Raw genomic sequence first — 21237 nt, forward strand, 5'->3', positions numbered from 1 at the left:
AGCTCCCCCTTCAGTTTTTACCGGACACTAGTGACGCTCTGCGTGGGAATGCCTCTAGGGACGCGGAGCGTCACGGGCTGCATTCCCACGCGGGAGCGTGGGAACGATCAAGTCCTCGCCAATCCTGTGTACGCGGTTTGCCTGAAAGAAGGTGTTGCTTGATTTTACGACCGCTCTGTCCGGATGCGGCCCAGACCGAACGCAGCCTCGCGGGCTCGACAGCTGCTACGAGTGTTTATACCTGCCGACTCGGCCTTCGCCTCGGGCTACAGCACCTTGCGTAGCGACCTACACCTACGCCAGAATCCGCCGGCTTGTGCGCTTTGGTCGTCGTCTCTATTGTTTCCGTGTCACTGCTTATCAGTGATCGGGTTTAGTCGCTCGCGGTTCTCCAAGGCGTATCACGCAACAATCAGTCAGATATTCCCTATCCCTGCACTTGATGGTGGCTGTGCGCAGGGCGCTTCGGCGCGCCGGATTTCCTTGGGTCCCCGGTCGACTAACCTGCGTACAGCCGCCACCCATTCGTTTAGTCGCGAAGTGGTGGCAGCTCCAACCTTAAGGACCCAATACCATGTTCAAAGCCACGCCAAATCCGCCCGAAACCGATCCGGTCTCCCCCTACGCCTCCCTCGATTCAAAAGAACTTCACGCCGCTGCGCACCGTGCGCTCGATCACTACCTGGTACTGCCTGAGACCAAGGCACTGTTAGCCGACCGGCGTCCCGGCTGCATTTTCGTCATTGCACCAGATGTCGACAGCGAGACCCTGCTGGCCCACGCCTGCGAAACCCCGGCCTCGGCGAATGTCATGGCCAGCGACCTGGCGTTTGAGCTTGAAGGTCCGAAGCGCAATACCGCGCTGGCGATTCAGCAGATGATTTCTCTGGCCGAGTTGGCGGTGAATCGTGCACTGGATCACCTCGATACACCTGAACCAGCGTAGGAGCTGGCGCAGCCTGCGATCTTTGATCCTGGAAAGATCGCAGTCTTCGGCTGCTCGGGGTATTGCGTGGAGCTTACGAAAGCATTGCGTGCATCAAGACCTGCAATTCATCCAGATCGAACGGTTTGGCCAGGATCGGAGCCTTTTGCGCGATCGGGCTGCCAGACTCACGAATTTCCTGCGGGTAACCGCTGATGAAAATCACCTTGAGTTCAGGTCGCAGCTTCACCGCAGGTTCCGCAATCTGTACCCCGGAGATGCCACCGGGCAGACGGTAATCGGTGATCATCATATCCAGGTGCGGTTTGCTCGCGAGAATTTCAAAAGCCTGCTCGCCATCTACAGCCTGCAAAACCCGATAGCCTTCACCCGACAGATAGGCGACCAGCACCATCAGGATCGAAGGGTCATCTTCAACGATCAATACGACGTCTTGTGCATCTTCACTCATGGGAAGCCTTTGTTCGGTCAATAGCTGCTGATACGACCCTTCGGTCACGCAGAGGTTGCGTTGCTTTGTCAGTTTTCCTTCAGCGGTAGACAAACACGAAATAACGAACCTTGATTAATCTTGCTCTCAACGGTGATGGATCCGCCATGGGCGGCGACGATTTGCTCGGAAATAAACAGCCCCAAGCCAAGTCCGGCCACCACGGTTTTCGCCGACACACGCTCGAACTGCTGAAAAATACGCTTCTGGTTTTCCTCACTGATGCCAATCCCCTGGTCTCTGATCTCCATTCGGGCTTCGCCGTCCTGGCTGTACACGCGCACCTCGATTGGACGTTTGGCACCGTAACGCAGAGCGTTGGTCAGCAAGTTGGACACCACCTGCTCGATGCGAAATTCATCCCAATTGCCTTCCACCGGCAGCGGCGCGACAAACGTCACCGACGACTCGGCAGACTCCACCTGCGGTGCAAAATCCTGCAACAGGTTACCCGTCAACTGCGTCAGGTCAAAACGACTGGGGCGGATGGACAGCTTGCCGGTGCGAATCCGCGACACATCGAGCATGTCCTCGATCAAGCGAATCAGGCTCTTGATCTGCCGCTCATCGCGATCGACCATCGCGTGCATCTTGTCCAGGGTAAACGCTGCAGCATTGTCCCGGGCCAGGTGCATCTTGCGCAGCTGGGTTTCGAGGATCAGCCCGTTCAACGGTGTACGGACCTCGTGAGCGACAATCGACATGAAGTCATCGCGCATGCGCACGGCCTGCTCCAGTTCGCTCTGCGTGGCCTGCAATTGCTTGAGTAACGCCTCCTGCTCACGACGGCTTTGCTCCAGGGCGTCGACCTGCAGCTTCATCGCCTTGCGCTGCCGGTACAGGTCGACAAACATGTTGACCTTGCTTTTCACCGCGTGGATATCCAGCGGTTTATGCAAAAAGTCCACGGCGCCACTTTCGTAACCCTTGAACGCGTAATAACTCTCTTGCCCGGCCGCACTGACGAAAATAATCGGAATGCTCCGGGTTTTCTCGGTACCGCGCATCAGTTCGGCCAGTTCGAAGCCGTTCATGCCGGGCATCTGCACATCGAGGATGGCGATGGCGAACTCGTGTTGCAGCAGCAATGACAAGGCTTCGTCCGCGGATAGCGCCTTGTGCACCGTGCGATTTTCACGCGTGATCAACGCTTCGAGCGCCAGCAGGTTCTCTGGCAGATCGTCGACAATCAGCAATTTGGCCTGGATATTACTCAGCATGCTTGCGGTAGATCCGTTCTTGTTTGACCAAAGGTTCGAACTGCTTGCCATAGGTCGAGAAGTCCAGGGTTTCCTTACTGCCCAGCACCAGGAAACCACGATGACACAGCGACTCATGAAACAGCCCGAAGGCGCGATCCTGTAATTTTTTATTGAAATAAATCAATACATTGCGACATGAAATTAATTGAGTTTCTGTAAAGACACTGTCAGTCGCCAGGCTGTGATCGGCAAAGGTCACGTTCTCACACAGGGTCTTGTCGAAAATCGCGTGGTCATACGCTGCCGTATAGTAGTCGGCGAACGAGCATCGACCACCGGCCTGCTGGTAGTTATGGGTGTAGGCGCGGATGTTCGCCAGCGAAAAGATCCCCTGTTTGGCCTTTTCCAGCGAGCGTGGGTTGATGTCAGTGGCGTAAATGATGGTGCGCTCCAGCAAACCCTCTTCGCGCAGCAGAATGGCCATCGAATAGACCTCTTCGCCCGTGCTGCACCCGGCAATCCAGATCTTGATCGAAGGATAGGTCTTGAGCAGTGGCACCACTTCCTGACGAATGGCCTGGAAGTGTGCCGGGTCGCGAAACATCTCGCTGACTGGAATCGTCAGCAATTGCAGCAACTGCATGAACGCCGTCGGGTCGTGCAGTACCCGCTCCTGCAGCGCGGAAATGGTCTTGCACTCGAACTGATGCAAGGCGTGATTGACCCGACGCTTGATCGAAGCGCCGGAGTAATCACGAAAGTCGTAGCTGTATTTGAGGTAGATCGCTTCGACCAGCAACCGCAGTTCGATGTCGGTATTTCGTTCCACTTAGATACGTTCCATCTTCGGTAACCACACGCGAATCAGCGAGAACAGGCGGTCCAGGTCGATGGGCTTGGCCAGGTAATCGTTGGAACCTGCTTGCAGGCAGCGCTCCTGATCGTCCTTCATGGCCTTGGCCGTCACCGCGATGATCGGCAGCTTGCGCCAGCGCGGGTCCTTGCGGATCTCGATGGTGGCTTCGAATCCGTCCATCTCCGGCATCATCACGTCCATCAGCACCAGGTCGATGTCATCCACCTCATTGAGTTTCTCGATCGCTTCACGACCGTTACGGCCAATCACCACGATAGCGCCCTTGTGCTCCAGCGCGCTGGTGAGGGAAAAGATATTGCGCACATCATCATCCACCAACAGCACCTTGCGGCCTTCGAAGACCCTGTCGCGGCTGCGGGCAGTCTTGAGCATGGTTTGCCGCTCATGGGACAACCGCGATTCGACTTTGTGCAGAAAGAGTGTCACCTCGTCAAGCAGGCGCTCTGGCGAGCGCGCGCCCTTGATGATGATCGAGCGTGAATACTTGCGCAGATCCGCCTCTTCATCGCGGGTCAGGTTACGCCCGGTATAGACGATCACGGGCGGGAACGAGCAGATTTCTTCGGTGGACATGCGCTTGAGCAAGTCATTGCCGAGCATGTCCGGCAGTTTCAGGTCGATGATCATGCAGTCATAGATCGTCTCGCGCAGCAGGTCCAATGCTTCCTGGGCCAGGCCGACAGCGGTGATCTCGATGTCATCGTCACCGATCAGCCGGGCAATACTGTCGCGTTGCAGGTCATCGTCCTCCACCAGCAGCACGCGTTTGACCTTTTGCGTCAATTTGGCTTCCAGTCGTGCGAATACGTCCTTGAGCTCTTCGCGGGTGGTCGGCTTGAGCGCATAACCGATGGCGCCCATGTGCATGGCGGCCTCGACGCGATCCTCGACGGAAATCACGTGAACCGGGATGTGCCGGGTTTCGGCATGTTCCTTCAGGCGCTGCAACACCGTCAGCCCGGAATGGTCCGGCAGGCGCATGTCCAGCAGGATTGCATCGGGCATGAATTGTGTCGCCAGGTCGTAACCTTCATCGGCGCCGTGAGCCACCAGGCATTGATAGCCCAGCTCGTGGGCCAGGTCGAAGAGGATGTGTGCAAAGTTCACTTCATCTTCCACTACCAGCATGCAACGGCGAGTGAACGGCGCTTTGTCACGGTCATCCGCAAAGCGCGGAATCTTCGCTTCGACGATCAGCGGCACAGGCGCGGCAGTCACCTTGGAAGCTGCGGCGACCGGTACGATCTTCAGCAGCTCACGCGGCTCATCGCCGAGGTCGACATACTGCACAGGCAACACCAGCGTGAATGAGCTGCCCTGCCCCGGTTCGCTGATGACGCTGATCGAGCCGCCGAGCAACGCTGCCAGGTCACGCGAAATCGACAAGCCCAGCCCCGTGCCACCGTAACGACGGTTGGTACTGCCATCGGCCTGACGGAAGGCCTCGAAAATACCTTCCTGCTGATCGCGGGCAATACCGATGCCCGAGTCACGAACGATAAAAGCAATGCCCTCGCCCGCCTGCCTGGCGACCGTCAGGTTGACGCTACCCTTCTCGGTAAACTTGATAGCGTTCGACAACAGGTTCTTGAGCACCTGCTCCAGACGCTGACGATCAGTGAACACCATCAACGGCGCATCCGTTTGCAGTTCGACGTTGAACGCCAAATGCTTGTGCGCTGCCAACGGTTCAAACATGCCGCGCAAGCCATCGACCAACCGTGCGACGCTGGTGTTCTCCGGGCGTATTTCCAGCTTGCCGGCCTCGACCTTGGAAATATCGAGAATGTCGTTGATCAGGTTGAGCAAATCGTTGCCGGCCGAGTAGATAGACTCGGCAAATATCACCTGTTCGGCGCTGAGGTTTTGTTGTGGGTTCTCTGCCAGCAACCTGGCGAGAATCAGCGAGCTGTTCAGCGGCGTGCGCAGTTCGTGGGACATATTGGCGAGGAATTCGGATTTGTACTGACTGGAACGCTGCAACTCTTGCGCACGCTCTTCAAGTTGTACCTGGGCCTGATTCAACTCACCGTTCTTGCGATCCATCGCATCGCGCTGTTCGGCTAGCTGCTCGTTGGTCTGCTCAAGCTCGACCTGCTGAGTCTCCAGGTGCCACTGCGACTCTTTGAGCACCCGCGACTGTTCTTCCAGCTCTTCGTTGGCAGTCTTCAGTTCCTCTTGCTGCACCTGCAACTCTTCATTGAGTTGCTGGGTCTGGGCGAGGACTTCCTGCAATCGTTGGCGATAACGCGCCGCTTCGATGGAGGTGCCGATATTCCCGGCTATCAGCTCCAGCAACTCGACATCGCGCTCGGTCAGGGCACGCAGAAACCCCAGTTCGATGACACCGTTGACTCGATCGTCATCACGGGTCGGCACCACCAGCACACTGCACGGCACACCCTCACCCAACCCGGAGCTGACTTTGAAATAGCCGGCCGACACTTCATCCAGACGGATCAGCCGGCCTTGCTGTGCCACCTGGCCGGTAATGCCCTCGCCACTGTTGATCGCTTGCTCGCGCCCTTCCTGCTCGCGGGAGAAACCATAAGAGGCAATGCGCGTGAGGCCTCCGCGCTCTTCTTTGACGTACATCGCGCCGACGGCGCTGCCGAGGTATTGCGCGCAAAACTGCAGAATATTGCGACCCAGCCGATTTAACGTCAGTTGCCCAAGTACCTGTTCCGCCAATTCGGTCTGGCCATTACGCAGCCAGGCTTGTTGTTCCAGACGTTGCGCGCTGCTCTGTTGCGCCGCGAGGTTGGCACTGTAGCTTTTCGACAGACTGAGCAAATCGCGACGGCCGATGTAGGCCAGCAAACCACTGATACCGGCAACCAACAGCAAATACAGGGAAATGCTCCAGATCGTCGTGCGTCGAACCTCTTCGTTGCGCGTGATACGCAACTGTTGCTCCATGTCGATGACATCTTCGTACTGCTTGCGGATTTCATCAGTCAGTCGCTTACCGCGGCCGGATTTCACGGCAGCCCGGTAATCACCGCTGCGGTGCTGCAAATCGATCATGGTCTGCGCGTAATCGTTCCACTCGACCTGCAACGCCTCGATCCTGCGCAGGCGATCAACCTGTGGCGGGTTATCGGCCGTCAGTTCCTGCAAGGTCTTGAGCGCTGCGATGATCCTCGGTTTGGCCGTTTCGTAGGGATCGAGAAAATGCTCGTCACCGGACAACAGAAAACCACGCATCCCGGTTTCCAGATCGACCGTCAGCGTTAACGCTTGGTTGGCGTTATTGATCACCCGGTCCGTGTGCTCGACCCATTGAATCACCGACAACAGATAGGTGATCAAAGAGACAAAAAATACCGCGCTAAGCACGCCCATACCCAGCGGCAGGCTGATATTGCGGCTCAGGAGTTTGCGAAAACCTTGCTCATCAACCGAAGACGAAGAAGTCATTGGATGGCCTTGGTGAACCGTTGTAAGTGAAGGAGTTTGCTCCATAAACGCCTCTCGGATCCTTTTTTCTGACAACCTTGCGGCAATATCCTGCATCGTTCTGCATGATTCAGCGAGAATGGTTACCCTGTCGACTCACGTCGGTAACTACAATCAACCCGTGACCGAACGCCTTCTTCCGAGAGCCGCCACCATGTCCGCCACAGCGCCCACCATCCTTGTAGTCGAAGACGATAGCATCGTGCGGATGCTGATCGTCGACGTGCTGGAAGAACTCGAGTTCAAGGTGCTGGAGGCCGACAGTGGCAAAGCAGCGCTCGCCCTGATCAACAATAGCGCGCAAATCATTGATTTGCTGATGACCGATGTGGGATTGCCGGGGATGGATGGCCGGGAGCTGGCTGCACAGGCGCGCGAGCTGCGTCCGGCGTTACCGATACTGTTTGCCAGTGGTTATGCGGAAAATATCGACGTGCCGGAAGGCATGTCGGTGATTGGCAAGCCGTTCTCTATTGAGCAGTTGCGCGACAAGGTTCTGAGCATGCTCGCGGCCTGAACTCAGCCTTTCTTGGGCATTTCGTTCAGGGTGCTGGCGACTTTCAGATGGCGGTACAACAAGGTCGATGCCCATTCCCGATCGCCGTGCTCTAGCGCATCAATAATTTCCAGGTGTTCGCGGCACGAGGTGCGAACCCGCTCGAGATTGGACACGGTGTGAAATTCGGTCAGCCGGCGCAGGCGGTTTTGCTGCTGCACGGTTTGCAGAATGAAGCTATTGCCGGACGCAGCAGCCAATAACTCGTGGAACTCGGCATTGGCTTCGAAAAAGCTCAGGCTGTCGGGAGTACCTTCGAGCAGTGCCTGCTGCTTTTCACGACAACGCTGTAGACGTTCACGCGGCAGGTTGAAGGTCGGTTCGAGCAAACCCGCAGGTTCCAGGAGCATGCGGAAACGATAGCTTTCGAAGCGCTTTTCTGCCGAGCTCAACGTGGGTAAAAACATCCAGCCGTGCCCGTGTTTGCGCTGCATGACCCCTTCGTCGGACAACCGCAGCAAACAACGGCGCAATACCGCTTTACTGGCACCGTAACGACGCAACAGATCACTCTCCATCACCTGATCGGGAATCGCCTGAGCCAGTCGATCATCGATCAACCGCTGATACAACTCCTCATCCTCACCGATCGGCAGACTGACCTTGGCCAACTCATCGCTGAGCGGTGTATCCAGCACGCAATAACCCTGATGCGGCAAGCGTCCGATCACCAGCTCTTGCGCCAGATAGACCAGCGCCCCACGAATCGGTGAGCGAGACACGCCAAAGCGCTCGGCCAGTTCGACCTCTTTAAGGTGACTGCCGGGTGTTAACTCGCCAGACCGGATCGCCATGAGAATCTGCGAGGCGACTTTAGTCTGAAGTGCGGTGGGTTGGGTCATCGAAAAACGTCCATGAATCAGCTGTCAGACGCTAACTCATGAATCGGGAAACTTCCAGTCAATACAAGCGCATAAGGCATCGTTGGACGATTGCCGGGCACAATAAACACCATCAGCTGTGGTTTAATTGCGCCCCTCGTTTCTTCCCAGTCTTCTGCCTGCATCAAGGAAATCCCGTTCATGAGTCAGCCCCGCGCAACCAAAGTCCTGGTCATTGGTTACGTCTGGCCCGAGCCGCGCTCTTCCGCAGCCAGCGGACACGTGATGCAAATCCTTGAAACGTTTTTACAGCAAGGCTGGGACATCACGTTCAGCAGCCCGGCCGGTGCGGGCGAACACAAGGCCGATCTGACGGAGCTGGGTATTCGTGAAGTCCCCATCGAGTTGAACAACAGCAGTTTCGATACCTTCGTCAGCGATCTGGCTCCGGATATCGTGCTGTTCGATCAGTTCATGATGGAAGAACAGTTCGGCTGGCGTGTTGAGAAACATTGCCCGGGCGCCTTGCGCGTACTTGAGACCTCTGACCTGCAGAGCTTGCGACATGCCCGCCACCAGCGGCTCAAGGAGCGCCTGAAGGCCAGTGACGACGCCAATGACTTCAGCGAGTTGTTCGCCCCGGCGTTGCGTGAAGAGTTCGAGCTCATGGCCGAAACCGACCTGGCCAAGCGTGAAATTGCCGCGCTGTTCCGTTGCGACCTGAACCTGATGATCTCGGAGGTCGAGATTGAGTTGCTGATCGAGCAGTTCAAACTGCCGCGTCAGGTGCTGCACTGGTGCCCGTTGATGATCGACCCGATCACTCAGCCGTTCACCCCCTTCGAGGACCGTGCGCACTTCCTGAGCATCGGCAATTTCCGTCACGCGCCTAACTGGGACGCCGTACTCTGGATGAAAACCACTCTCTGGCCGCTGATCCGGCAACAACTACCCGGTGCGCAACTGCACATTTATGGCGCCTACACACCGCCCAAAGCCACCGCATTGCACAACCCGAGCCAAGGGTTTCATGTGATGAACTGGGCCGAAGACGCCTTGCAGGTCATGTCTGCGGCACGCATCTGCCTGGCACCGCTACGATTCGGCGCTGGCATCAAGGGCAAGATTGTCGACGCCATGCTTTGCGGCACTCCGAATGTCACCACGCCGGTCGGTGCCGAAGGCATGTCGGGGAATATGCCTTGGCCGGGCGCGATCGCCGAAAGCGCCCAAAGCCTTGCCGATGCAGCCGTGCGCCTATACCAAGACAAGACGCAGTGGACCCTTGCTCAAAACGCCGGCATAAAACTATTGGCCGGTCGTTACCAACAGCGCGTCCATGGCCCGGCACTGATTGATCGGCTGATGGGTTGCCGCGAAAACCTGTTGAAACAGCGCAATGATAACTTTATCGGCAGTATGTTGCGGCACCATCAGCACAAGAGCACTCAATATATGTCGCAGTGGATTGAAGAAAAAAACCGCACTAACGGTTAAGCTTTCGTTAACCCGCGGGTCGTTCATGCTGACTTTTCGGTCGAGCCCGACACAACAAAGCGTCACTTTTGTTTCGCTTTCGCCTTCATAAGATTGGCTTCCATGCAATGAGCAACCAGCGCCGACTCTTCAAAGAAATCAACATTGATCACGCTGCAATTCAACACCCTTTCATTGCGAGCCGGGTCAAACCACTCATTCAAATGAGTGGTTATGTTCACAGGCCCTTGTGCCAAACCGTAACTCGTGGCGGACATTGACCATGGCATCCCAACACCCTCTGGATACTCTATGGTTTTGGTAATAAACACCTTTACATCAGCGACACTGGCAAGGTCTATCCCCGTCCATTCGCCTCTGAGTCCCCAATTGAAGTAACTGCGATCAACGTCCCCATAAGACGCCAGCATGACACGTTGAAATGGACTGACACTTTTTAGCTCCCCCAACGTCAAATAACGATTTTCGGGGGGAATCACCCGGCCTCCCAAGTGTTGCGTCAGCAGTCGAGAAAATTCTTTTTCGTCGAAGCGACTGCTATTGGAACTCAGTTGCTGAAAATTCAGGACAATGAACTCACCGGGATTTTGCTCAAGGAATCTGTCCACGGCCATGATCAGATCTTCCAGGGCCCGAGAAGATCGATATCCATTGTGCTGAAACCAGAAGCCGCCCTTGCCGTCATACTCAAGCCTGAGATCAAGTGCGCGGGCACCATTGACCAGTTGATAGTAAAAACTATTATTCTGGCAAGCTGCCCAGTGGCTGACGCCCGGAACGGCATAAGCAGCCTTTTTGTCGACGCCCGAATTGTGAGCGCCTGGCAATACCAACTCTCCCAATGTCAAGCCGTCGAGGACAGGCATGTCGGTCATCCATTTATAAAAATTGTTAGCCATATTTCATCCAATACGTATGTGTTTTTGCGCGCAGCATGACAATGTGCTCATCGCAACTTTCGCTATCTTTATATCCGCATACACGCCAACTAACCACTCACCCAACAACCTCAAGATTGACAATATATTACTGTGCCGCCAGCGTATTCCTACGTAACAAAAGGATCGTAGTAGCTGTCACCCGGTACACACTGCACTTATCTTGTTATGTGCAGCCTGTGTCCGCGAAGGCTCAGCACTCAACACCCAAAAAACATACCGCGCGTCTATGGATTGACACGTGCAACAGACAGCAGGAGCACACATGCCACAAAACACTGCAGGACATTTAAACAAGCAGGCCTGGATGAACGAAGTCCTGGATATCGACACCCTGAAGTTAACCGACATTATCTGGCCAGGCGCCCACAATTGCGGCATGGATAAAAAGGCCCCTAACTACGACGTGGTTATCGGCCATTGGACAACCTGTCAAAACGATACATTTCCCTGGCAACTGGCCCAGGGTGTCAGAGCGTTCGATATACGCCTGGGGTATAAGCCGGGACACGATCAGGATATTTTTTACTTTCACCACAATGGCCTGGAGTCTCATCGCGTACTGGATGAACTTATCGACGCCGTTCTGGCGTTTCTTCAACGCAATCCTAACGAGTTCATCGTGCTTGATTTTCACCTTCTGGCGGGTGGCAAGCACTCCTTCGACTATAAAAAGTTCAACGCCTTGCTCTTGAGGCGGCTGGGACACACAACCATTCCATTTGCACAATCGCGGCTCTCCATCGGGCAACTGAAGCGAGCCAGCCCTCATCGCAGGCTAGTGCTGGCCGCCCACGGGCCGGATGATCTTGATGAAACCACGTTCTGGCCGAGAGTTGTTCACAAGTGGAGCGACAAGCTATTCACTGATATCGACGATTTGCGCAACCACATTGCCAACACCTTGAGTACTGAGCATTCCGGCAATTTTCTATGGTCCCTGTCAGCCACCAGCTATTCGTTTCTTGGAGGTCCCGTGGACATCAAGAACGCTATCAATGACTGGTTTCATCAATCACGGGACTGGGTGAGCCGCTGCTGCATTATCAACACCGACTTTGTCGAAGAGTCCGAAATTGTTCGTTATTGCTGGATAGCCAACAGTATGAAGGCCGTCAGCATGGGCTGATCGCGCTTGCGCCGGGCGCGTAACTCAAGACTGGTGTCCCTTTCTTGAAGGAGGCATTATCGGCTGCAGATACCCACAAGCGTGCAGCCATGACCCGAGCGGCAAGAGTCACCGACCCCTCATACGAATTGATGGACGACCATAACGGGTTGTCCATCATTTATCGCCAGCACGGATTCCCCTGCCCGCTGGTGCGTTGGCATTTCCATAAGGAATATGAACTGCACCTGATTGTCGCAAGCTCGGGCAAGGTGTTCATCGGCGATTACATCGGCAATTTTTACCCCGAAACGCTGTTTCTGACCGGCCCTAACCTGCCCCACAACTGGATCAGCCAGGTCGCCGAAGACGAAGTGGTGCCCAAGCGCGACATGCTGGTGAACTTCACCGATGAGCTGTTCGAAAGCGGCCATCAGGTGTTCACCGAGCTCAAGAGCCTGACACCCCTGCTGGAGCGTGCGCAGTACGGCATCGAGTTTCGGTGTAAACACACGATTCGCCAGGCGATGGACCTGATGCAGCGGATTGCCGACGCCAAAGGCGTTACCCGCCTCGGGTACTTTTTCATTCTGCTGGAGTTGCTGGCGGCCACCGACGATTACCAGTTGCTGTCCGGTGCCACCACGCCGCAATTGGCCGACGAACATAACATCGACCGCACCAACCGGGCGGTGGATTACATCTTTGCCCACTACGCTCGCGAACTGCCACTGGAAGAAGTCGCCGAACATCTGGGCATGAAACCGACCTACTTCTCGCGAGTCTTCAAGCAGGCTACCGGGCGCTGTTTCATCGAGTTCGTCAATCGCTTGCGCATCAGTAAATCCTGCGAGTTGCTGGCCGATGGCGATAAACCGGTGACCGAGGTGTGCTTCGAGTCGGGCTTCAACAATATTTCCAACTTCAACCGACGCTTTCAGCAACTCAAAGGGATGACCCCTTCCCATTACCGTCGGCTGGCGGTGCAGCGTTTGACCGAACAAAATCTCGGTTAGCCTAATAGTTTCAGGCTTCGGCAAAGCGCTGTAATTGCATTTCTTTCAACCGGCTGTGGGTCCGGCGAAACGGGAACTCCAGGTAACCCTCGGTATACAGCTCATCCATCGGCACCTGCGCGTCGAGGTACAGCGGCACTTTGCGGTCGTAGCACTCGTCGACCAGCGCGATGAAGCGCCGCACGCTGTCATCGTGTATAGACAATTGCGGCAGTTCACGGTCGCCGGCCTCGACGCGCTCGGCGCCATCCTCAGTGCCTCGGGCAATGCGGCCGGGACGCTGATGGGCGCTGAGACTGGGGACTTCGCTCAACAGAATAGCGTTGAAGCGGTCACACAGTGCCATGAAGTCCATCGCCGCAAATGGTTGCTCGCACAGGTCCCCGTAACGGCACCAGAGTACGGTTTCACTGGCCTTGACGACCGTTACCGAGCGATAGCCGATGGTGACCGAATCGCTGGATACCGGCTGTCCTTCGGTCAGTTGTTTGAACACCTCACTCATCGGATCGTGCTGACCGGGTGCGCTGACCCAATAACGCTGCAGAGCTGCGCCAGGATGCAATCGGTGATCTTCGCCACCCTCCACCGCCACCACTTGCATGTGGCCTTTGATCGCGGCAATCCCCGGCAAAAACCGGTCACGGTTGAAACCGTCTGCGTAGAGCTGATCCGGTGGTTGATTGGAAGTGCAGACCATCACCACGCCTTCGTCGAACATCACCTGAAACAATCGCCCGAGGATGATCGCGTCACCGATGTCATTGACGAACAATTCGTCAAAACACAGCACCCGCACATCCCGGGCCAACTCACGGGCCAGCGCTCGCAGCGGGTCGGCCGTGCCGGTCAGTTGAAACGAGCGCTGATGCACCCAGCCCATGAAATGGTGAAAGTGCTGACGCCGCGCCGGAACACGCAGGCTTTGGTAAAACTGATCCATCAACCAGGTCTTGCCACGCCCGACCGGCCCCCAGAGGTAAACCCCGGTGACCGGCGTTCGGCCTTGATGCAAGGCTTCGTGACAGTGCTGTAACGCCAGAACGGCATGTTCTTGCGCGGCATCGGGGACGAAGCCTTTTTGCTTGATTGCGTATTGGTAAGCGCTGAGGGGCGAATCGAAAGTCATATCGGCCATTGGTCAGTGCACAAAACGCCAAGTATGGCATGTGTTTGTCGACGGATGATCGTTCCCACGCTCTGCGTGGGAATGCAGCCCGTGACGCTCTGCGTCACTGGACGCGGAGCGTCCCAAGAGGCATTCCCACGCGGGAGCGTGGGAACGATCAATAGCGGATGTAGTTAGAGCGAGATATCGAGTCGGGCAATTTTGCCTTGTTCGTTCAGACGGAACATGTAGCGCAATTCCAGCGGGCTGCCGGGGAACGTGCCGGAAATCAGGTTACTGACCAGTACTTTTCCGGTGCGTTGCTGCACATCCAGCACCTCGACCCGAGGCTGGTAACGGCGTGCGGTGTCTTCCATCCATTGGGCGATGGCGTGGGTGCCGACCTGATGGGCGCCTTCATCGAAAACGTTGGCATCCTCGGCGAAAAAACTGGCGACCGCCGAACTGTCACGAGCATTGGCGGCAGCGATATAGGCGGCAATGGCGGGTGCGAGTGAAACGGCTGGGTTCGACATGGTACGGCTCCTTGTTGATTGATTCTGGAGCCATGCTAAAACAACCTCGTGTCAGTTCTTGTCAGGAGTGAAACGCCCTGTTTCATCCAGTTGCATTGCCTTGCGCCAGGCGCGCAACAGGTCACTACGACGCCCCGGATAGCGCTCACCCAGCTCTCGGGCAGCGGCAATCCGGTCGGTACGAAACGTTCGATAATCCCCGCGCAACTCGCACCAGGCAACGATCACCCGCGCCTCATTCAGAAACCCCAGCGCCAACGGCCAGATCAACCGCTGGCTAGGGGTTTTGTTCACGTCCGCGTAATCGATATGCAACTTGGCCTGCGCACGAATCGCCTGGCGAAACACGTTCAATTCCACCGCGTTTTGCGGATAGCCATAACCCGGCGGCCCCGGCAAGACCGTCGGGTTGCGCAAGGCCTCCTGAGCGTCGGGCGCCAGCACCGCGGCAATCTTCGCCAACGCATCGGCGGCGGCCTTGCTCAACACCTCATCGCCACGCTGATCGACATAACGCAAACCCAGCACCACCGCTTCCGTCTCGTCGGCATTGAGCATCAGCGGCGGCAGAAACAAACCGCTGCGCAGCACATAACCGATACCCGCTTCGCCAAAGATCGGCGCACCGAGGGCCGTCAGTTCCGCGATATCGCGATACAGCGTACGCTCCGAGATCTCCAGCTCACTGGCCAGTGTCGCCGCCGTCACCGGACGACTTTTACCGCGCAGCACTTGCAACAAGGTCAACAACCGACTGGTACGCGACACGATCAGCCTGCTCTGTGGAATGAAGGTCGGCGGAGCTTAGCAGAGGCCACTGTCAGAAACTGTCAGCAGCAAATGCCCCTCCTGTGAAGGAGCGGGCTTTCCCTGGTGCTGGTAAGTCAGACGCCTAATCTGTGGCGAGGGGGCTTGCCCCCGCTGGGTCGCAAAGCGGCCCTAAATTCGATGGTCGTCTTTCATCAGGGAGAATGCATCTGCCGGTTTACGACTGCTTCGCAGCCGAGCGGGGGCAAGCCCCCTCGCCACAAATTTCCGCCAGGCGAAAGATTTATGTTACTGACTGGCATTAGGGCAAGCTCGCTCCCACAGGGTTAGCGATCGACCTTGTGTTTAGCCGCGTACAAACACAGCATCTCCATCGCCAGTGTCGCCGCCGCCAGTGAGGTGATTTCCGCGCAGTCGTACGCCGGCGCGACTTCCACCACGTCCATGCCCACCACATTGATCCCGCGCAGGCCGCCGAGAATCTCCAGCGCTTGCACCGTGCTCAAGCCACCGCACACCGGGGTGCCGGTGCCGGGCGCGAAGGCCGGGTCGAGGCAGTCGATGTCGAAGGTCAGGTACACCGGGTTATCGCCGACCCGGGCACGAATCGCTTCGATGATCGCGTCACAGCCGCGCCGATGCACGTGCCGTGCGTCCAGCACTTCAAAGCCCTGGTGATCGTTGTTGGTGGTGCGCAAGCCGATTTGCACCGAACGCGATGGATCGACCAGGCCTTCTTTGGCTGCGTGCCAGAACATCGTGCCGTGGTCGATGCGCTTGCCATCTTCGTCCGGCCAAGTGTCGCTGTGCGCATCAAAATGGATCAGCGACAAGGCGCCGTGCTTGCGGGCATGGGCCTTGAGCAACGGATAGCTGATGAAATGGTCGCCGCCGAAGGTCAACATCGCGCAACCCGCCGTGAGGATTTTCTCGGCATGGGCTTCGATGCTGTCCGGTACCGACTCCGGCGTACCGGAGTCGAAGGCGCAATCGCCATAGTCAATCACCGCCAAATGATCGAACGGGTCAAACGTCCATGGCCAGTGACGTTCCCAGGCGATACCGGTCGACGCGGCGCGAATCCCCCGAGGCCCGAAGCGTGCGCCGGGACGGTTGCTGGTAGCCGTGTCGAACGGCACGCCGCTGACCACCACATCCACACCACGCAGGTCTCGGCTGTAACGGCGCCGCATGAAACTGGTGATACCGGCGTAGGTACTTTCGGCGGCAGTCCCGTAAAGACTGTCGCGAGTGATGGCCTGGTCGTTCTGTTCAGAGATATCCATGAAGCAATCCTTGTTATTCGCGGCTACGGAAAGTGGTCCACAGACGGGTGCGCTGACGCATGTCCTTGAGGCTCATGGTCTGGTCGGCGTAAAGCCGGCCGCGTACGTCATCGGGCGGAAAGATGTCTGGGTCATTGCGCACCGCCGAATCAACCAAAGGCGTGGCGGCGAGGTTGGCGGTGGCGAAAAACAGCGTGTTGGTCAGCGCTGCAACGGATTCGGGGCGCAACATGAATTCGATGAAGGCCCGCGCGGCTTCCGGGTGCGGAGCATCCTTCGGGATCGCCAGATTGTCCTGCCAGACCAGCGTGCCCTGCGTAGGAATCCGGTAGGCAACTTCGAAGGTTTTGTTGGCCTTGCGCGCCTGATCGGCGGCCATGCTGGCGTCACCGTTGTAGGTCAGCGCCAGGCACACGCTGCCGTTGGCCAGGTCATTGATCTGTCGGCCGCTGGCGACGTACAACACGGAAGGCTGTAGCTGGTGCAACAAGGCTTCGGCAGCCGCCAGATCATTCTTGTCGGTGCTGTAGGGATCTTTACCGAGGTAATGCAGCGCAAGGCCGATGACTTCCTGCGGCGAATCGATGATCGCGATGCCGCAATCCTTCAACTTGCTGGCGTATTCAGGCTTGAATAGCAAGTCCAGGCTGTTCAGCGGTACGCCGGGCAAGCGCTTCTCCACGGCCTCGACGTTCATGCCCAAGCCCAGAGTGCCCCAGGTATACGGCACGCCATAGCGGTTACCGGGATCGACGGCGGCGAGTTTGCCGAGTAAATCCGGATCAAGGTTGGCGTAGCCTTTGAGCTGATCGTGGGGAATTTCCTTCAGCGCCCCGGCCGCCAGCCCACGGGCCAGCACGCTGGAAGACGGCACCACCACGTCATAACCACTGCCGCCGGTGAGCAGTTTGGTTTCCAGGACTTCCGGTGTGTCGAAGGTGTCGTAGCGCACATGGATGCCGGTTTCCTGCTCGAAGCGCTGCAGGGTTTCGGGTGCCACGTAATCGGCCCAACTGTAGAGATTGATGACCTTTTCTTCAGCCTGCGCCGACAGGGCCGCAGCCAACATTAACGCGGGAAACGCAAACCTGAGAGCCGTAACCATGACGAGCACCTGAGCGATTGAAGTGCTTGCAGCTTGCAGCGAAAGATACATTGGAAAAATATTAAGTTTATTATCCTGACTTTCGCCTGGAGTAATGTTTGATGCTCGGTCAACTGCATGATCTGGATCTGCACCTGCTGCGCCTGTTCGTCAGCGTCGTCGAATGCGGCGGCTTCAGCGCTGCACAAGGTGAACTAGGCCTGAGCCAGTCGAGCATCAGTCAGCAAATGGCCAAGCTGGAAACCCGCCTCGGCTATCGGTTGTGCAGTCGCGGCAAAGGCGGATTCAGGCTGACGCCCAAGGGTGAGCAGTTACTGCTGGCGACTCGCGGGCTGTTCGAGTCCATCGAAGCCTTCCGCCATCAATCCAATGGCGTGGCCGGACGGTTGATCGGCGAGGTGCGCCTGGGGCTGTCCGAAGCTCTCGATCAGTCCGTGCTGCAACAGGTCGCCGAGGCGATTCGACGCTTTCGTGAACGGGATGAATCGGTGCGCATCGAGCTGATCAGCGCGATGCCCGGGGAAATGGAACGGCTGTTGTTGCAACAGCGGCTGGACCTGGCGATCGGTTACTTCTCCCAGGTGCAAAGCGCTTTCGACTACCGTTCGCTGTTCAGCGAAACCCAGCACCTGTATTGCGCGATCGGGCATCCGCTGTTCAACAACGACGCACCGGATGAAGAAGCGTTGCGCAACACCGACCGGGTCGATCACCCCTACCGCTTCCTGCGCAGTGACGAACCGCTGCACAGCAAACTCAGCTCGGCGCGTTCGGAACAGGTCGAAGGCACCCTCGCCTTCATTCTTTCCGGCAAACACGTTGGCTACCTGCCCGACCACTTCGCCCGGTCGTGGGAAGACAAAGGCTTGATCAAAGCGGTTGGCCAGCCAGCGTTGAGTTTTGACGTGAACTTCCACCTGGCCCGACACCGCGCGCAGGTGCCGGGCGATGCGCAGTTGGCGTTTGAAGAGGATTTGTTGGCGGCGTTTAATTTGTCGGCCAACGGATAAACCAAAGGCTACAACACCTTGCGTCGCTGCCTACACCTGCGCCAGAATCCGCCGGCTTGTGCGCTTTGGTCCTCGCCTCTATCGTTTCCGTGTCGCTGATTATCAGCGATCGGGTTTGGTAGCCCGAGGTAAGGCGCACAGCTCCGACATTTCCATTCAGTTGACGCTTTTTGTCGTCTGCTGTTTGTTATGGCGGCTGTGCGCAGGGCGCCTTCGGGTGCGCCGGTTTCCTTACCCGGTCTACCAACCTGCGTTCAGTCGCCACCCTATCGTTTGGTAGCAATAGGTTGCGACTCCACTTTTAAGTAAGGAGATTCGCCATGTTCAAAGCTACCCCAAATCCCCCCGAAACGGACCCTGTTTCCCCCTACGCTTCCCTCGATTCAAAAGAACTCCACGCCGCCGCACACCGTGCGCTCGATCATTACCTGGTGCTGCCCGAGACCAAGCAATTGTTGGCCGACCGACGCCCCGGCTGCATTTTCGTCATTGCCCCGGATGTCGACAGTGAAACCCTGCTGGCCCACACCTGCGAGACCCTCGCCTCGGCGAATGTCATGGCCAGCGATCTGGCGTTCGAACTCGAAGGCCCCAAACGCAATACCGCACTGGCGATCCAGCAGATGATTTCCCTGGCCGAACTCGCCGTAAATCGCGCCCTGGATCACCTCGATCCACCGGATTGACCGCAGTAACAAGCAACACCGGGGGGCCCTTGTGGCGAGGGGGCTTGCCCCCGTTCGGCTGCGCAGCAGTCGTCACCCCGGCCAACAGAAACTTCCAGATACACCGCGGACACCGGTTTTAGGGTCGCTTCGCGCCCCAACGGGGGCAAGCCCCCTCGCCACAGGTTCTCCTGCGGGTCTGCAAATAACACAAAACCCGCCACCTTTTCACAAGGCTGGCGGGTTTGTCGTTCCAGCCCCGTCCGTTTTGAACAGCCGTGCGTTGCCCTTGATGCCCGCGGCTGGCATCCTGCGCCTCCCTTTTCTGACCTGGCCTTTTTGGCCCCCTTCCCGTGACCTCATCTGACCACTCGAAAACTGCGCTTCGTTCCGACCTGATCTACGGTCTCTACGACCGCCCGCACTTCACCGCGACGGTCTTCGCCGCACTTCAACACGTATTGGCGAGCTTTGTCGGGATCATCACACCGACCCTGATCATGGGCAGCGCTCTGGGCCTGCAAAGCGAAATCCCGTATCTGATCAGCATGGCGCTGTTCGTCTCGGGCCTGGGCACTTTCGTTCAGGCTCGGCGCTTCGGGCCAATCGGTTCCGGCCTGCTGTGCCTGCAAGGCACCAGCTTCTCGTTTATCAGCGTGATTCTCAGCGCCGGCTTCATGGTCAAGGCGCGTGGTGGTGGCACCGATGAAATCCTATCGACGATTTTCGGTGTGTGCTTCTTTGCCGCGTTTATCGAAGTGGTGCTGAGCCAGTTCATTGGCAAGTTACGGATGTTGATCACCCCGGTAGTGACCGGCACCATCATCACCTTGATGGGTTTGTCGCTGGTCAAGGTCGCCATGACCGACATCGCCGGCGGCTTTGGCGCTGCGGACCTGGGCGCCGCAAGCCACCTGGCTCTGGCCGCATTGGTGCTGGGCACCATCGTCGTTCTCAATCGGGTCGATGTACCGTTCTTGCGTCTGGGCGCCATTGTCATTGGCCTGACCCTCGGTTACGTCGTCGCGTGGCTGATGGGCGCTGTCGATTTCGCCAACATGACTGCTGTGCCGCTGATGAGCGTGCCGGTGCCGTTCAAGTACGGTTTCAACTTCGATTGGGTGGCGTTCGTTCCGGTGGCGGTGATTTTCCTGGTCTCGCCGCTGGAAGCGGCGGGCGACCTGACCGCCAACTCGATGATTTCCCAGCAACCGGTCAAGGGCCCGATCTACATTCGGCGGATCAAGTCCGGCTTGCTTGCCGACGGCCTCAACTCGGCAATGGCGGCGGTCTTCAATAGCATGCCAATGGTGACCTTCGCGCAAAACAACGGGGTGATCCAGCTCACCGGCGTGGCCAGTCGTTATGTCGCGTTCTTTATTGCCGGGCTGCTGGTAGTGCTCGGGCTGTTCCCGATGATTGGCGCCGTGTTGCAACTGATGCCCAAACCGGTGCTGGGCGGCGCTGAGCTGGTGATGTTCGGCACGGTGGCGGTGGCCGGGATCAAGATCCTCGCCGAGGCCGGACTGCATCGGCGCAACATGCTGATCGTCGCCATTTCGCTAGGCATGGGACTGGGTGTTGCGGCCGTACCGGAAGTGCTGCACGAATTGCCCAAGGCGCTGCACAACATCTTCGAGTCGCCGATCACCGTCGGCGCATTGTGCGCTATCGTGCTGAATATCTTTCTGCCCGAAGAATTCATTGAGCTGGAAGAAGACGATTTCGATCCGGAAGCCTCGATCCTCACGGTCATGGAGAACCCGGATGTCACACCTCACGGCGAACCACTCAAGCCGGTCGTGGTCGCACAGGTGAACCGCTAACGCTGCTCGAGGGTCGAGCCGCC

20 protein-coding genes are annotated in these 21237 nt (G+C 57.4%); 8 read left to right on the forward strand and 12 right to left on the reverse strand.

Annotation, left to right across the window (positions count from 1 at the left end; genetic code table 11):
- Window positions 1–574: 574 nt before the first annotated feature.
- On the forward strand, window positions 575–946 hold the full coding sequence (locus BK658_RS26730; RefSeq protein ID WP_123584908.1) for a DUF6124 family protein: 372 nt from the start codon (window positions 575–577) through the stop codon (window positions 944–946).
- A gap of 73 nt (window positions 947–1019) precedes the next feature.
- On the opposite strand, the gene BK658_RS26735 is transcribed toward BK658_RS26730, so the two are convergent.
- The 4 genes from BK658_RS26735 to BK658_RS26750 form a co-directional block, all read right to left on the reverse strand.
- Window positions 1020–1397, reverse strand: a complete 378-nt coding sequence (locus BK658_RS26735) for a response regulator (protein ID WP_123584909.1) — start codon at window positions 1395–1397, stop codon at window positions 1020–1022.
- A gap of 68 nt (window positions 1398–1465) precedes the next feature.
- On the reverse strand, window positions 1466–2656 hold the full coding sequence (locus tag BK658_RS26740) for a hybrid sensor histidine kinase/response regulator (protein WP_123584910.1): 1191 nt from the start codon (window positions 2654–2656) through the stop codon (window positions 1466–1468).
- Window positions 2646–3467: a CheR family methyltransferase gene (locus tag BK658_RS26745; protein WP_123584911.1), complete on the reverse strand. Its 822-nt coding sequence runs from the start codon at window positions 3465–3467 to the stop codon at window positions 2646–2648. Before BK658_RS26745 ends, BK658_RS26740 begins: the two co-directional genes overlap by 11 nt.
- Window positions 3468–6935 (reverse strand): response regulator, encoded by a 3468-nt coding sequence (locus tag BK658_RS26750; protein WP_123584912.1) that lies wholly within the window; start codon window positions 6933–6935, stop codon window positions 3468–3470. It abuts the gene before it with no gap.
- A 193-nt stretch (window positions 6936–7128) separates the two neighbouring features.
- On the opposite strand from BK658_RS26750, the gene BK658_RS26755 reads away from it, so the two are divergent.
- The gene (locus tag BK658_RS26755; protein ID WP_123584968.1) at window positions 7129–7491 is read left to right on the forward strand and encodes a response regulator; all 363 of its coding nucleotides are present in this window, start codon (window positions 7129–7131) and stop codon (window positions 7489–7491) included.
- 2 nt (window positions 7492–7493) lie between these two features.
- On the opposite strand, the gene BK658_RS26760 is transcribed toward BK658_RS26755, so the two are convergent.
- Together BK658_RS26760 and BK658_RS30085 are read right to left on the reverse strand one after the other, a co-directional pair.
- Window positions 7494–8372 (reverse strand): GntR family transcriptional regulator, encoded by an 879-nt coding sequence (locus BK658_RS26760; protein ID WP_123584913.1) that lies wholly within the window; start codon window positions 8370–8372, stop codon window positions 7494–7496.
- A gap of 17 nt (window positions 8373–8389) precedes the next feature.
- Complete coding sequence (locus tag BK658_RS30085) at window positions 8390–8554, reverse strand: hypothetical protein (protein WP_185019907.1); 165 nt, start codon at window positions 8552–8554, stop codon at window positions 8390–8392.
- Between BK658_RS30085 and BK658_RS26765 the strand changes: the two genes are divergently transcribed.
- Window positions 8553–9848, forward strand: coding sequence for a glycosyltransferase (locus BK658_RS26765; RefSeq protein ID WP_123584914.1), 1296 nt, complete (start codon window positions 8553–8555; stop codon window positions 9846–9848). The two genes, BK658_RS30085 and BK658_RS26765, sit on opposite strands and share 2 nt — an antisense overlap.
- A 62-nt stretch (window positions 9849–9910) precedes the next feature.
- Here the strand turns inward: BK658_RS26765 and BK658_RS26770 are convergent, their stop codons facing one another.
- The gene (locus tag BK658_RS26770; RefSeq protein WP_123584915.1) at window positions 9911–10747 is read right to left on the reverse strand and encodes a phosphatidylinositol-specific phospholipase C domain-containing protein; all 837 of its coding nucleotides are present in this window, start codon (window positions 10745–10747) and stop codon (window positions 9911–9913) included.
- A gap of 304 nt (window positions 10748–11051) precedes the next feature.
- Here BK658_RS26770 and BK658_RS26775 point away from each other — a divergent pair, with 304 nt between their 5' ends.
- Window positions 11052–11915 (forward strand): phosphatidylinositol-specific phospholipase C domain-containing protein, encoded by an 864-nt coding sequence (locus tag BK658_RS26775; protein ID WP_123584916.1) that lies wholly within the window; start codon window positions 11052–11054, stop codon window positions 11913–11915.
- Between the two features lie 89 nt (window positions 11916–12004).
- The gene (locus BK658_RS26780) at window positions 12005–12910 is read left to right on the forward strand and encodes an AraC family transcriptional regulator (protein ID WP_123584917.1); all 906 of its coding nucleotides are present in this window, start codon (window positions 12005–12007) and stop codon (window positions 12908–12910) included.
- A gap of 10 nt (window positions 12911–12920) precedes the next feature.
- Here BK658_RS26780 and zapE read toward each other — a convergent pair whose 3' ends face one another.
- From zapE to BK658_RS26805, 5 genes are all read right to left on the reverse strand, one after another.
- On the reverse strand, window positions 12921–14039 hold the full coding sequence (zapE, locus tag BK658_RS26785) for a cell division protein ZapE (RefSeq protein WP_123584969.1): 1119 nt from the start codon (window positions 14037–14039) through the stop codon (window positions 12921–12923).
- 173 nt (window positions 14040–14212) lie between these two features.
- Window positions 14213–14554 carry a nuclear transport factor 2 family protein gene (locus BK658_RS26790; RefSeq protein WP_123584918.1) on the reverse strand — a complete coding sequence of 114 codons (342 nt, stop codon included), beginning with the start codon at window positions 14552–14554 and terminating at the stop codon, window positions 14213–14215.
- Between the two features lie 51 nt (window positions 14555–14605).
- Window positions 14606–15322 (reverse strand): helix-turn-helix transcriptional regulator, encoded by a 717-nt coding sequence (locus BK658_RS26795; RefSeq protein WP_123584919.1) that lies wholly within the window; start codon window positions 15320–15322, stop codon window positions 14606–14608.
- Between the two features lie 326 nt (window positions 15323–15648).
- Window positions 15649–16608, reverse strand: a complete 960-nt coding sequence (gene speB, locus BK658_RS26800; protein ID WP_123584920.1) for an agmatinase — start codon at window positions 16606–16608, stop codon at window positions 15649–15651.
- A 13-nt stretch (window positions 16609–16621) separates the two neighbouring features.
- Window positions 16622–17713 carry a polyamine ABC transporter substrate-binding protein gene (locus BK658_RS26805; protein WP_123584970.1) on the reverse strand — a complete coding sequence of 364 codons (1092 nt, stop codon included), beginning with the start codon at window positions 17711–17713 and terminating at the stop codon, window positions 16622–16624.
- Window positions 17714–17814: 101 nt separating this feature from the next.
- Between BK658_RS26805 and BK658_RS26810 the strand changes: the two genes are divergently transcribed.
- The 3 genes from BK658_RS26810 to BK658_RS26820 all read left to right on the forward strand — a co-directional run bounded on the left by BK658_RS26810 (window position 17815) and on the right by BK658_RS26820 (window position 21214).
- Window positions 17815–18723: a LysR family transcriptional regulator gene (locus tag BK658_RS26810; protein WP_123584921.1), complete on the forward strand. Its 909-nt coding sequence runs from the start codon at window positions 17815–17817 to the stop codon at window positions 18721–18723.
- Between the two features lie 320 nt (window positions 18724–19043).
- The gene (locus tag BK658_RS26815; RefSeq protein ID WP_123584922.1) at window positions 19044–19409 is read left to right on the forward strand and encodes a DUF6124 family protein; all 366 of its coding nucleotides are present in this window, start codon (window positions 19044–19046) and stop codon (window positions 19407–19409) included.
- A gap of 332 nt (window positions 19410–19741) precedes the next feature.
- Complete coding sequence (locus BK658_RS26820) at window positions 19742–21214, forward strand: nucleobase:cation symporter-2 family protein (RefSeq protein ID WP_123584923.1); 1473 nt, start codon at window positions 19742–19744, stop codon at window positions 21212–21214.
- Window positions 21215–21237: the final 23 nt, after the last annotated feature.

Source organism: Pseudomonas brassicacearum (assembly GCF_003732175.1).
In the GTDB taxonomy this organism is placed as follows: Bacteria; Pseudomonadota; Gammaproteobacteria; order Pseudomonadales; family Pseudomonadaceae; genus Aquipseudomonas; species Aquipseudomonas brassicacearum_G.